This window comes from Candidatus Palauibacter sp. (assembly GCF_965197445.1).
GTDB lineage: Bacteria > Gemmatimonadota > Gemmatimonadetes > Palauibacterales > Palauibacteraceae > Palauibacter.
In genome coordinates this window covers 367,149-380,462 of record NZ_CBDANE010000005.1, presented here as the reverse complement: position 1 = coordinate 380,462, position 13,314 = coordinate 367,149, and the positions used below count along the sequence as shown (strand labels likewise).

Below are 13,314 nucleotides of genomic sequence, written 5' to 3'. Positions count from 1 at the left end.
CCATCCGGCAGCAACGCCGGGGCGTCCGCTTTACCATTCAGTAAAGGGCAGTGTGGTTACGCGGAACGGGGCGCCAGGAGCGTCGGCGGCCACAACCGTGTCCCCGGGCTCGAGTTCGCGGCGAATGTAGGCCAGCGCGATCGGGCCGAACCTTGGAGAAAGAACGGCGGACGTCACGATACCGACGGGTTTCCGGCCGGCCGAGTCCGACACCGGGTGGAGCGTCGATCCGACCGCCGGCTTGGGGTCGGCGCGACCGTTGGTCGTACCGGGCGAACCGGGAGCTGCGGAGGTGGTCGACACCCAGCGAAGTCCTCGGAGATGGCGATTTACGTGACCGCGATAGTGGATGCGGGCGACCACCTCCTGTCCCGTGAAACACCCCTTGGCGAAGCTGATCGCCCGCGAGTCCTGGCCGGCCTCCTGCGCCAGCCGTTCCGGACCAAGCTCCGAGCCGAGCCTCGGCAGGCCGGCCTCGACGCGAAGGATCTCCCAGTCGCTCGCGGCAGCGATGACCCCGCCCGTGTCCGCGACCACCGCGACCAGCTCGTCCCGAACCTCGCTAGCCGCGATGGCGGCCGCTCGGTCGATGTAGAGATCGAAGCCGGGCCCCTCGACCTTCTCACGACGGACGAGGAGCGCGACACCTCGTCGAAGGCGGACCGTCGTCGCCTCGAGGGGCGTGAGTTCGTCGGGCCGCCGCCCGAAGTCCACACCCGAGTGCGCCTCCCAGCGTCCCAGCGTCTCGGCCGACAGCGGTCCAATGAGTGAATACACCGCAACGCTGGTCGGCTGGTGCTTTGCGAAGATCGGCGGCACGTACTTGTCGAGGTGACTTGCAAGCGCCGCCAGACCCGATGAAGGCGCATCGAGCCAAACGGTAGACGGGGTCGGGTCCTTCTCACCGCCGCCGTAGTCGCCCGCTTGCCCTTCGAACCCAGGGACGGGGAGCACCCGCAAGTCGACGATCACGCGCCCCCGGCGGTCGAGCAGGAAGGAGTAGGTCCCACCTCCCCGTTCAACCTGGCTCACATCGTTCGAAACGAGGCCGTTGACTACCCGGAGGGCTGCAGTGCCGGACACCGCCACGACGCTCCGCTGGAGGTCGGGGAAGAAGGCCACGCGCTCGAGCGCCGCCCGGTAGCCCATCGACGCGGCCTCGGCTGCAGCGCTCACCATGCCTGCGGGCATGAGGTGTCCGCGAAAAAAGGCTCCCGGGCCGAAACCCGGGAGCCTTGCTCGGAAGCAACCATCAACCGGCGGGGCACAACATGGATTCTAGTTCGAACCCGGCCCGGCCCATTCGATAATGAAGGTCGCGCGGCGGTTCTCGATGCCGCTCTGCGGGTTCTGGACGCCCGTCTCCTCATTGACGAGCCGGGTTTCGCCCATAGCTGCCGCGGCAATGTTGTCCGCGTCAAGGCCGGCGTTATCGACGAGGTAGTTGCGAACGCTCTCAGAACGGGCCTGAGACAGACGCATGTTGTATGCGGCCGAGCCCGCCTGGTCCGCGGAACCCTCAACGGTAATCCGAGCCTGCGGGAAGGAACCGCTGATCGCCGCAGCAAACGCGTCCAGAATGGGGCGATCGACTGCACGAACGTCGGAACTATTGAAGTCGAAGTGGACGGGCAGAGAGACGGCCAGCCCCGCTCCGTGCATGTCGTCGTCGCTGACATGCCCGCCGAACTCGCGCTGCAATTGATCGAGTCGGCTCCTCAACGCCTGTATGTCGTTCTGGAGAGCCTCCATCGCCGCCGCGTTTGCGGAGATTCGTGTCTCATGGTCGGCGAGCTGCCCGTGGACAGGTTCCATGACCCCGTCCAACTCCCATTGACGCACGAGTTGCATGCAGCCCGCAGATGCAAACGCGAGAAGAACTACGACTCCCGGTACCCAGCCTCTGATCTCACCCATCCCCGCTTCTCCTTCTTCCGGTCCACTTCCTGATTTTCGACAGGGCAGGGAAGCCCCGAAGCTCTCGCGAATCCGCTACTGCCCGCATGCTGCGGCGCCTTCCTCCAACAAACGAATCACGGGAAATTGACCCGGAGCCCGACCGAGAACGGAATCTCCATCATCGTGTCGAACCCGGACAGGTTGTTGAGCGCAGCGTAGACGTGGGTCTCGTCGGCATCGGCCATGATCATACGGATGTCGGCCTGTGCGAAGAGGGTGACCATCGGGACTCCACTCTCGGCGTGACGGGCGAAGTTGAACCCGACCTTGATGCCGGCATTCGCGGAGAAATACGAACCGTTGACCAGCCCCACCGTGTGCCGGCCCGGGCTCGGATGGTCTCGCAGCAGGAAGGCGTCCGTGTTCAGCGTCGAAGCTCCCAAACCCGCGTCGAGTGCGACGGTCGTGTTACCCAGCGGATCGACGAGGTGGTATTCGATCCCGCCCGTCAGGTGGAAAATCTGGAAGTTCGGATCGACGGCGCCCTTGGTTCCAAGCATGTCGAGGCCACCCTCGGCGCGAAGCGCCAGGCGCGGCTGCAAGAAGTACGACGCAGCCGCCGAGAACGCGGGGCCCGACTCTGCCGCATCAGCCAGATCGCCCATCGGGAGCACCATCCCGACACCACCCTCGAAAGACCAGAACATCGGAGAATACGCACCCGCCTGCGCCTCAGCCCTGACGGGAGAGAGGGCCAACACCGCCGCCGCGCCAAGCGCCAAACCCAGCTTCCTGTACCCAACCTTCATGTCGACCTCCTGCGTGTCTGTGAGACTGCCAGGGAGTACACGGGCGCGCGCCGCGCAAGCACTATACGAGCGTGTGACCCGAAAACCTGCGGCAGACGGGCTCCGCTGCCGTCGAAAAATCAAGGAAAGCTAAGCGAGCAAACGCTTAAAATGCAAGGGAGACAGCGTGCCCGCGACCACGCTGGCGTCGGGCACGTTGAAGCCTCCAGAGGCTGGGTGCCTGTGCGGTCAGCCCCCGGGAAGATAGGCCTCCAGCCCGGGCTCGAGCGCCCGGGGCTGAAAGCCGGAGAAACCGTTCCGCGCGCGCCGCGAGTCCGCAACACCGTCCTGGGTCACAAAATCTACCGCCGCTCGCGATAGGAGTTGCCCCGGCAGGAGCTCGAGCACCGCCGCTCCCAGCTTCACGAGCCCGATCGGGATGTGGAGAATCGGCTTGGGTCGGTCGAGTACCCGCATGGCGGTCCGAACCACCTCGTCCAATGTCATCACATCAGGTCCGCCCGCTTCAAGGGTCAACCCGTCGCCCGATGAGCCCAGCGTGATCTCACAAACCAGGTCTGCGAGATCGTCGATGTGCAGGGGTGTGAGTCGCCCTGTGCCTCCACCCAGCTGGGGAAAAAAGAAGGGAACGCCCTTCACCAGGGAAACGAAACGGTTGAGGCTCCGGTCTTCGGGGCCGTAGACCCATGAGGGCCGGACGATGGCGTACGCGAGACCCGACTCCCGCACGGAAGCCTCGGCCAGTCCCTTGGCCCGGTACCATTTCCGCCCCGCGTGCGGGTCGGCTCCGACTCCCGAAACGTAGACCAGCTTTCGGACGCCCGCCTCCAACGCGGCCTGGACAAGAGCGGCCGTACCCCGCGCGTCCACCTCCATGAAGGTGCGTCCGCGGGCCGGCGCTTCGACCGGATAGCCGGGGAACTGCACACAAAGAATGGCCGTGTCGACACCGCGCATTGCGGGTGAGAGGGTGCCCGGGCGCGTCACGTCGCCGCGGATGTACTCCGCTGGAAGTCCGAGGCCGGCCGCTTTGCCGGGATGCCGGGTCAGCACCACGATCTGTGCGTTTCGCCGGGCCAGTCCGCGCACGAAAGCCCGGCCGAGGAAACCGGTCCCGCCCGCAACCAGGATCCGCGGAGTCACACCGGCACCCGACTGGCGCCGGGGCACCGATAGGCTGAACATCTCCCAATGACGTTCGACATCGTGTTCGTTCTAGCTCTGGCCCTGGTGGCCCTGGTTCTGTTCGCGCTCGACCGGCTTCGCCTGGACCAGGTCGCGATGGCGATCCCGGTGGCGCTGCTCCTGGGCGGGATCCTGACGCCGGCCGAGGCGGTCTCCGGCCTCTCCAGCACCGCGACGATCACGGTCGCCGCGATGCTCGTCCTCGGCCTGGGCCTTCGCAAGACCGGCATGGTGTCCGCCATAGGGACCTGGGCGCGCACGGCGCCGCTCGGCGGCAACCACAGCCGACTGTTTGTGCTGTGCCTCATCGTTGCGTTTCTGTCCCCCTTCCTCAACAACACCGCCGTCGTGATGGTGTTCATCCCCGTCTTCGTGTCCCTCGCCGACCAGGCCGAGGAACCGGCTTCCATGTATCTCATGCCGCTGTCGTTTGTCTCGATCCTCGGGGGCACTGTCACGCTGATCGGGACGTCGACGAACCTCATCGTACATGGAGAGGCGGTCAGACGGGGGTACGACCAGCTCAGCATGTTCTCGATCGCGCCGCTGGGTCTGATCTCCCTCGCCGTGGGCCTCGTCTACCTGTTCACGATCGGTCGGGCGCAGCTACCGCGGCGCGAGCAGCCGCCGGACCTGTCCAGCAAATACGATGTCCGGCGCTTCGTAACCGAACTGCACGTCACGCCGGATTCGCCGGCGAGCGGCCGGTCGCTTGCCGAATTGAGATGGGGAGAGCGCTACGCCGTGACCGTACTCGATATCGAACGAGGCCGTCAGGATATCACGGCGCCGCGCGGAGAGCGGCACATCCGCCCCGGCGACATCCTGTACGTGCAGGGGTCGGCCGACCGGCTCCTGGACCTCGCCCGGCGTCAACGGCTCGTGACCCCCACCGAGCGAACCCGCCGCCAGCTCGACCCCACGGCCGGCGGGGGGCGACTGGTCGAGATCATTGTGGCACCCGGATCCCCGCTGGTGGGGCGGACACTCCGGGAACAGGGCTTCGCCCAGCGCTACGATGCCACCGTCCTCGCGATTCAACAGCATGGCGTGACGGTGACGGAACGGCTGGCCGAGATCGAGTTTCGGGTCGGCGATCTCCTGCTGGTGCACGGGACGCCGACGGCGCTCGAGCGACTGGCCGACGACCCCGGATTCATCCCCATGTCGGAGGTGAAGACGCCGGCCGGAGGCCGACCCCGGGCCGCAGTCGCCGCCGTGATCATGGTCGGAGTCGTCACACTCGTCGGCCTCGGCGTTCTCGACATCATGACCTCCGCTCTCACCGGTGTCGGGCTGATGGTGTTTACGCGTTGCGTGCGGGTCGAGGAGATCTACGCGGAACTGGACTGGCTGGTCATCTTCGTCCTGGCGGGTCTGATCCCGATGGGCGTGGCGCTCGAGTCTACAGGGGCGGCCGCCTGGATTGCGGGGTGGGTCGTGACCCTGACAGCGAGCCTCGGGGAAATGGGACTGATTGCCGCCTTTTATCTCGTGACGGCCATCCTGACCGCCATCGTATCCAATGCCGCGACCGCGGTGATGCTTACGCCGGTCGCGATCCTGGCGGCGGCGGAGGCCGGTGTGAACCCCTATGCTCTCCTCGTCGCCGTAATGTTCGGGGCGTCGGCCTCCTTCGTGACGCCGTTCGGGTACCAGACGAACGTCATGATCTACGCGCCGGGAGGATACCGGTTCTCGGATTTCATGAAGGTGGGAGGCGTGCTCAACCTCCTCCTCCTGCTCACGGCGGCTCTCTTCATTCCGATCTTCTGGCCCAGCTAGCCGCCCCGGCACGTAGCGGTCGCGGCCCGCGTTCCGATTTGGAACCCTCGCCCCCCCGGAGATATCATTCGCCTTCCCCGGGCCCGTGACAGGACTGAAACGCCACCATGCTGGAACATCTCCTCGAGACCGAGGTCACCAAACGGCCGTCGACCGTTCGCCTTCAGGGCCGGATCCTGTTCCTGACCGAAGATCCGGACCTCATCCGCCGCCAGTTGGCGGGAGATGACCTCGACTGGGATCCGTCGATCCCCCTGCGTGACGACATATCGACCGATGAGATCACGCCTGGCTGGGTTTGCTACCACTTCGATGAGAAGCTGGGAGAATATCCGTACGTAGGCCTGCTGTGCGGCGATGAGCGGCCGATCGGTCGAAACGACATAAGAAACGGCGGCTTCGTGTGCTCGGTGTCCGGGAAACGGCGAGGCAAAGGGTCGAGTCGGGAGGCCTCGCCCTACGCCGAGCGCGCCGCGGGCCTCCGCGTCGTCATCGGCGAGAATATCGAGCGGATCTACGGCGAGAACTGCGCGAACATCGGCCTGCTCGCGTCGACCGATTTCTCCCTGATCGAGAAGATCCGGCGCGGCGAAGAGATTCCGCTCGACGCCTTCATCGGGGACGCGGGACGCATCCAGCGGGACATCATCGAGTACGGTGGCCTTCTCGACTACGCCGTGGCGCGATTGAAGGGACTGGTCTCACTTCCCGCGATCTCGACGGCGGCCGAGCGGCCACAGACCGTGGCGGAGAAGATCATGGCCCGGCACTGGGTCACGGACGCGGCCTCCGATGCGTTGGGGGTACCCGCCGTGAAGCCCGGCGACACGGGTTTCCTGCGGGCAGATCTTCGCTTCTCGCACGAGTACGTGACGCCCATGGCGTCGACCTTTTGGGAGGACTTCGCCGGCGACGCGGGACTGAACGACACAGCTTCGATTGTCTTCTTCCGGGACCACCTGGCCTTTCTTGACGAGGCCATCACAGAGGAGAGGAAGGCGGCCGGGCTTCTGGATGCGGCCCATGCCCTCCACGACCGGCAGCGGGCGTTCGCCGCCGCGAAGGGGGTTCGCCTGCACGGCGAGCTTCCGGATCGGACCGGGAGCGAGGGAATCTGCCACATCATGGTGCAGGACCGATACGCGCTCCCGGGCCAGATCATCATCGGCAGCGACTCTCATACGCCACATTCGGGCGCCTTGGGGTGCGTCGCCTTCGGCGTGGGTACGTCCGCCATCGTAAACGCCTGGGCGACCCGCGATGTCCGGCTGGAGGTACCGGAATCGATCCGCGTCCATATCACGGGCGCACCGTCACCCGGAGTCGTCGCGAAGGACCTCATCCTGGATCTGCTCCGTCATCCGACCGTGAAGAGCGGGGAGGCAATCGGACGCATCATCGAGTTCACGGGCGAGGCGATCGAAGCCATGTCGATCGATGAGCGGGTGACGCTGACGAACATGGCGGCCGAGGTGGGCGGTTTCACCGGCATCGTCGCCCCCGACGGGAAGACCGTGGAGTGGATTGCCGGGCGCCGTGGTGTTTCGGTGGACGGGATCCGGGCGTTGTGCGACGGTCTGTACAGTGATCCGGGGGCGGAATACGCAGCGACGATCGAAATGGACGCGAGCCGGGTGGAACCCCTGGTTGCGGCCCCTGGCGACCCCGGCAACGGCGTACCGATCTCGGCCCTGGATGAGAACATCGGGCTGGACCTGGTCTTCATCGGCTCCTGCACCGGCTCGAAGCGCACGGACTTCGAGATGTACGCCGCGGTAGCCCGCGAAGCAGTGGCGGCGGGCCTGCGCGTTCCCGATTCCGTCCGGGCCTACGCGCAGTACGGTTCGGTCGATGTAGAGGCCTGGAGCCGCGAGCGCGGTCACGACCGGGCGCTTCGAGACGCGGGGTTCGAGGTGCTCGCCCCCGGCTGTGGGGCCTGCATCAACGCGGGACCCGGGGTGTCGACCTCCGCGGAGCAGGTCACCATCAGTTCGATAAACCGGAACTTCCCGGGCCGGAGCGGTCCCGGGCGGGTATACCTGGCGAGCCCCTTGACCTGCGTGGCTTCGGCGATCGAGGGGCGGATCGTAGCATACGGGAGTCAGGCGTGGAGCAAGCTGCCCGGACCTTCAAACTAACAGACAAGCCCGTGGCGGGGACCCCGCAGATCTTGCCCGGGGCCGCTAGGCCGGCTCCACCCTCACCGGACAGACCTTCAGTTCGGCCGTGTGCGTGATCGGGTCGTAGCCGCCACCGGTGAGGTAGTTCACCGGGACCTCGTTGAAACTGAACGAGGCGAACACCGTCCCCTGCGGAGAGCGATCGTTCGCTTCGACCTTGATCCGAACCTGGCCGCGCGGGCTTGAGAGCGTCGCCCAGCCGCCATCCTCGAGGCCCCATTTCGACACATCCACGGGGTTCATCTCGAGGCGCTCTTCCGAGAGCAGATAGTCGATCCCCGCAGAGCGCCCGGTCTGGGTTCGCGTGTGGTAGGCGGGCAGGCGGCGCCCGGTCGTCAGCCACACCGGGTATTCCTCGGAGATCGTTTCGGCCGGATCGCGATACCGGATCAACTGGAAGATCCCCCGCCCGTTCTCGAACTCACCCTGGTGAAGGACCGGAGTTCCGGGGTGGCCCGGCTCGGGCACGGGCCAGTGGTATTCGCCGTATTCGATCCGATCCCAATCCAGACCGCGGTAGATCGGCGAGAGCGAGCAGAGTTCGTTGAAGACCTCCTTGGCGGACTCGAACTCGAAGCCCTCCAGCCCCATGCGCCGGGCGATCCGGGACAGGCACCACCAGTCCGGCTTCGCCTCGCCGGGCGGCTCGACCGCCTTCCGGAGGCGCTGCACACGCCGCTCCGTGTTCGCGCAAACGCCATCGGTTTCCGCCCAGGCGGTGGCCGGGAGCACCACATCGGCCAGCTGTGCGGTCTCGGTGAGGAAGATGTCGATGACGACGAGGTGGTCGAGGCTCCGGAGCGCGTGCTCGCAATGCTCGCGGTCGGGGTCGGTCACGACGGTGTTCTCACCGTTGATGATCATAGCCCGGATCCGGTCGCCGCACATGTCGAGCGCCTGCACCTTGGTCGGGCCCTTCTCGAGGTCGACCTCCCGACCATAGGCGGCCGCGAACTTCGCCTGGTGCGCCGGGTCGAGCACGGACTGGAAGCCGGGGTAATTGTTCGGCAGCGCGCCGCAGTCGCCCGCCCCCTGAATGTTGTTCTGCCCCCGCATCGGATTGATCCCGGTTCCCTCGCGCCCGACGTTGCCGGTCATGAGGGCGAGATTACAGAGACTCTGGACGTTGTCGACGCCGCAAATGTGCTCGGTGATCCCCAGCGTGTAGTAGATGGCGCCGCGCTCGGCCCCGCCGTACCACTTCGCGGCCTGCTCGATCAGCTTCGCGTCCACGCCGGTGATCGATTCGGCCCACTCCGGCGGGTACTCCAGGGCGTGCTCCACGAAGTCCTGGCCCTCGACCGTACGGTCGGCCATGAACTCGTCGTCGACGAGTCCTTCACGCGCGATCACGTGGGCCATCCCGAGCAGGAGTGCGACATCGGATCCGACCCGCAGCGGCAGGTACAGGTCTGCCATTTCGGCAAGCGGAATCCGTCGCGGATCGGCGACGATGAGCTTGGCGCCCTTGGCGACCGCGCGCTTGATGCGAGTGGCCGCCACCGGGTGGCACTCGGTCATGTTGGTCCCGATGCAGAAGAACACATCGGGCTTTTCCATGTCCTCCAGCGGATTCGACATCGCCCCCCGTCCGATTGAGGCCGCCAGACCGGCGACCGTGGGGGCGTGTCAGGCACGGCTACAATTGTCGATCTGATTGGTGCCGAACGCGGCGCGAATGAATCGCTGCAGCATGTACGCCGCTTCGTGCGGCGCGCGGCCCGAGGCGACACCGTACACTGAGTGCCGGCCGTGATCCTCGAGAGCAGCGGTAAACCCTGCGGCGGCGCGGTCCAGCGCCGTGTCCCAGTCCGTCTCGTGGAGCTCGCCGTCTTCGCCGCGGACCATCGGGTGCGCCAGCCGGTCGGGGTGCTGCACGAAATCAAAGGCGAACTGCCCCTTCACGCAGAGCGCGCCCTGGTTGGCGGGCCCATCCATCGCCGGCTGCACGCCGATCAGCTTGTCCCCGCGGCTCATCAGGTCGACGGAACAGCCGACCCCGCAGTATGGGCAGACGGTGCGAGTCTTCTTTGTCTCGCCCGGCACCGCGGCGTTAGCCAGTGCCTTGATATCGGCGAGCGCTCCGGTCGGACATGTCTGTATGCACTGGCCGCAGAACGTGCAGGCCGAATCCCGGAGCAGACCCCCGAACTCTGTCGTGATCTGCGTCTCGAACCCGCGATTCATGATCGAAATCGCGTAGTCGCCTTCCTGTTCTGCGCACACGCGGACGCAGCGATAGCAGGAGATGCAGTTTTCGTAATCGCGAAGGATGAAGGGGTTATCGTCGTCGGGGCGGCTCCGGCCCGACCTGGCCCCCGCGAAACGGCCCGTCCGGGCCTCGTAGCGGTCGAGAAGAACCGCCATCTCCTGCGAGGCGTACCCGGACAGCGGGTCGACGTCCATGTCGCGGTTTTCGGACGCGACCATCTCCATCAGGACGCGGCGGTGCATGTCGAGCCGCGCGGATCGCGTCTTGATCCGCATGCCCGGTTCCGCCCGCATGGCGCAGGAAGCGACCGGGTTGCGGGCGCCGTCGAGTTCGACGATGCAGAGACGGCAGCCACCAAAGGCTTCCAGCCGCGGATCATAGCACAGCGTCGGGATCTCCTTCTGGTGCCGCTCGGAGACCTCGTAGACGCTCTCGCCACGACGGACGCCCACCTTCGCGTCGTCGAGCCTGATCTCGAAATCGAAGCCTGTGGTGTCGCTCAATCCACCCTCCGGAGACTTGGAAACCCTGCTCCAATGGAAGCTGCCTGACCCACTAACATGGCGATCCCGGGCCAATGCGACAAATCCGGTGTGTCGGCCCCTATCGGGAGGTCAGCACGTGCTTTGACACGCGATCCGGGAAATAGCGGAGCAGGCTCTCCGTGATGAGAGGGGCCGCCTGCCCCAGCCCGCAGGCACTCGTTTCCTTCATCGTTACGCCAAGATCATGGACTTCATCAACCCAGTCGCCGACCTCCGATGGACCCTCGCCGTGCAGTCGTTCGGTGAGTCGCTGCGTGCCGATGCGGCAGGGGAAGCATTTGCCGCATGATTCCTCGGCGAAGAACTCCATGGCGGAATGCGCGACCTCCACCATGTCTCGCGAGTCGTCGAAGACCATGATCCCGCCCGCGCCCAGGAACGAACCCTTCGACCGGATACCGGGCTCGTCCAGGGTGACCTCGAGGTCCTCTCCAGCCAGAAAGCCGCCCGACAGACCGGCCATTGTGACCGCCTGGATCCCGCGGCTCCGGGGCACACCGCCGGCCCACTCGTCGATCAGCGTCATCAGCGGGAAGCCCATGGGGACTTCGTAGTTTCCCGGGCGTGTCACGTCGCCCGAGAGCGAAATCACCTTGGTGCCGGCGTGTTCGCCGATACCGAGTCCCCGGTACCAGTCGGCGCCGTGCACGAGGATGTGTGGTATCGAAGCCAGGGTTTCGACGTTGTTCACCACGGTGGGGAGGTTCTCGTATCCGTGTGTCACCGGGAAGGGCGGGCGGTTGCGCGGGAACGGGTGCTTGCCCTCGAGGCTGTTGAGGAGGGATGTCTCCTCGCCGCAGATGTATGCGCCCGCGCCGCGCCGCACCCAGAGGTCGAACGGCCGCCCCGGTCCGAAGGCGGCAGGCCCGATGAATGCCTCGGCCCGGGCCTCGTCGAGGGCTCTCTCGAGGATGTAAAACGTCTCCGGGTACTCGTATCGGAGGTAGATGAAGCCTCGCGTGGCCCCCGTGGCGAAACCGGCGGCCACCATCCCCTCGATGACCGCGTGCGGATCGTAATCCATGAGCGCCCGGTCCTTGAAGCAGCCCGGCTCGCCCTCGTCGGCGTTGCACACGATGGTCTTCGGCTCGCCGGCGGCCTCCGCCACGGCCCGCCACTTCCGGCCGGTGGGGAACCCGGCACCGCCCCGCCCCGCGAGACCACTCGCGTCGAGGAGTTCCAGGACCTCCTCCGGGCGCCCATCGAGCGCCGCCGCGAGGCCCGAATAGCCGCCGGTCGCCCGATACCCCGCCAGTGTGGCCCGGTCCGGCGCGCGGATGTGCGCGAACACACACTCCTCGATGCCGGCGGGCGGGTCGGGAGGGAGAGGTGAAGGCCGAAACGAGAGTCCCTCGACGGTCGCGCCGCAGCGAACCTGATCTCGTTCCAGCACCGGGATCGGCTCGTCGCAGCGCCCCGGGCAAGGCATGGGAAGCGCCCCGGGTAACCCGGCCAGCAGTTCGTCGGCGCCCCGGAGCGCGCATACCGGCCCCGTGCATACCCGCGGGTGCCCCCGCCCCCCAGGCTTACGCGCGAAGTGATGGTAGAACGTCACCGTGCCGAACAGGTCGGCGATCGGGATCCGGAGATCGTCGGAGATCGTACGCAGCGCCTCCTCGGACAGGTGCCCATCGCGCTCGTGAAACGCGTGCAGAAGCGGGAGCAGGGGAGCGGACTCATCGCGCCATTTCGCGATGAGGTCCGCATCGGAAGGCGTGTTCATGCTGTCATAGTTACCCGACGAGCCGAGAGGCGGCAACGAAGCGTTTCCACAGCGGGGACGGGTGCGTTGCTGCGGCGCCCCCGCCGTCGCAACTGTACCTTCGCCCTATGATGAGACCCCGCCGAAACACCGCCCGCGTCGACATCGATCGCGTCTCCGAGGCCTCCCGCCGCCGCCGCCGGGATGCCGTGGCCGTCGAGGAGCCGCTCGAGATCCGCATCGTGACCGCGGCCGGAGAAGAGCACCAGGTGGCCGTGACGATGCGCACGCCGGGAGACGATTTCGACCTCACCGCCGGGTTCCTCTTCTCCGAGGGTCTCCTCACGGGACGTCCCGATGTGGCCGACCTTCGCTACTGCGCGGACGTCGAGACGCAGGAATACAACATCGTCACGGCACATCTTAGCGAGACGGCGCGCTTCGACCCGGCGGAGCTGAACCGCAACTTCTACACGACATCGAGTTGCGGGGTCTGCGGGAAGGCCTCGCTGGAGGCGATCGAGATTCAGGGCTGCGCGCCGATACCGGCGGAGGGCCCGACCGTGACGGAAGAGATCGTCCGCTCCCTGCCGGAAGCGCTCCGCAGCCGACAGCCCGTGTTCGAACGCACGGGCGGACTTCACGCGGCCGGCCTCTTCGACCTCCGCGGCGAACTTCAACTGCTCCGCGAGGATGTCGGACGCCATAACGCGCTCGACAAGGTGATCGGTGACCGATTCCTCGGCGGAGCCCTTCCCCTCGGCGACACCGTGCTGGCCGTGAGCGGCCGTGCCTCCTTCGAGATCATGCAGAAGGCGCTCGCCGCCGGCATTCCGATCGTGGTGGCGGTCGGCGCGCCGTCCAGCCTCGCGGTGGACGTGGCGAAGGAGTTCGGGATGACGCTGGCCGGCTTCGCCAAGCCGACCGGGTTCAACATCTACACGGGCCGCCACCGCGTCCGCTGACCACGCGGCGCGCCCGGTTGCCCGCGCGACCG

General features: G+C 66.5%; 9 protein-coding genes. 3 read left to right on the top strand and 6 right to left on the bottom strand.

Annotation, left to right across the window (positions count from 1 at the left end; translation table 11 throughout):
• Nucleotides 1-30: 30 nt before the first annotated feature.
• The 4 genes from ACN9M6_RS08925 to ACN9M6_RS08910 all read right to left on the bottom strand — a co-directional run bounded on the left by ACN9M6_RS08925 (nucleotide 31) and on the right by ACN9M6_RS08910 (nucleotide 3,851).
• Nucleotides 31-1,191: a YgfZ/GcvT domain-containing protein gene (locus ACN9M6_RS08925; RefSeq protein WP_419162579.1), complete on the bottom strand. Its 1,161-nt coding sequence runs from the start codon at nucleotides 1,189-1,191 to the stop codon at nucleotides 31-33.
• A gap of 87 nt (nucleotides 1,192-1,278) precedes the next feature.
• Complete coding sequence (locus ACN9M6_RS08920; RefSeq protein WP_419162578.1) at nucleotides 1,279-1,917, bottom strand: OmpA family protein; 639 nt, start codon at nucleotides 1,915-1,917, stop codon at nucleotides 1,279-1,281.
• Between the two features lie 116 nt (nucleotides 1,918-2,033).
• The gene (locus ACN9M6_RS08915; RefSeq protein ID WP_419162577.1) at nucleotides 2,034-2,708 is read right to left on the bottom strand and encodes a hypothetical protein; all 675 of its coding nucleotides are present in this window, start codon (nucleotides 2,706-2,708) and stop codon (nucleotides 2,034-2,036) included.
• Between the two features lie 228 nt (nucleotides 2,709-2,936).
• Nucleotides 2,937-3,851 carry an NAD(P)H-binding protein gene (locus ACN9M6_RS08910; RefSeq protein ID WP_419162576.1) on the bottom strand — a complete coding sequence of 305 codons (915 nt, stop codon included), beginning with the start codon at nucleotides 3,849-3,851 and terminating at the stop codon, nucleotides 2,937-2,939.
• A gap of 48 nt (nucleotides 3,852-3,899) precedes the next feature.
• Between ACN9M6_RS08910 and ACN9M6_RS08905 the strand changes: the two genes are divergently transcribed.
• Together ACN9M6_RS08905 and ACN9M6_RS08900 are read left to right on the top strand one after the other, a co-directional pair.
• On the top strand, nucleotides 3,900-5,678 hold the full coding sequence (locus tag ACN9M6_RS08905; protein ID WP_419162575.1) for an SLC13 family permease: 1,779 nt from the start codon (nucleotides 3,900-3,902) through the stop codon (nucleotides 5,676-5,678).
• A gap of 107 nt (nucleotides 5,679-5,785) precedes the next feature.
• A complete protein-coding gene (locus ACN9M6_RS08900) occupies nucleotides 5,786-7,816 on the top strand; it encodes an aconitase family protein (protein WP_419162574.1) in 2,031 nt (676 codons plus the stop codon).
• Between the two features lie 45 nt (nucleotides 7,817-7,861).
• Here ACN9M6_RS08900 and fdhF read toward each other — a convergent pair whose 3' ends face one another.
• Nucleotides 7,862-10,573 carry a formate dehydrogenase subunit alpha gene (fdhF, locus tag ACN9M6_RS08895; protein WP_419162573.1) on the bottom strand — a complete coding sequence of 904 codons (2,712 nt, stop codon included), beginning with the start codon at nucleotides 10,571-10,573 and terminating at the stop codon, nucleotides 7,862-7,864.
• A 100-nt stretch (nucleotides 10,574-10,673) separates the two neighbouring features.
• Nucleotides 10,674-12,338: an NADH-ubiquinone oxidoreductase-F iron-sulfur binding region domain-containing protein gene (locus tag ACN9M6_RS08890; protein WP_419162572.1), complete on the bottom strand. Its 1,665-nt coding sequence runs from the start codon at nucleotides 12,336-12,338 to the stop codon at nucleotides 10,674-10,676.
• Between the two features lie 107 nt (nucleotides 12,339-12,445).
• On the opposite strand from ACN9M6_RS08890, the gene fdhD reads away from it, so the two are divergent.
• Nucleotides 12,446-13,282 (top strand): formate dehydrogenase accessory sulfurtransferase FdhD, encoded by an 837-nt coding sequence (gene fdhD, locus ACN9M6_RS08885; protein WP_419162571.1) that lies wholly within the window; start codon nucleotides 12,446-12,448, stop codon nucleotides 13,280-13,282.
• Nucleotides 13,283-13,314: the final 32 nt, after the last annotated feature.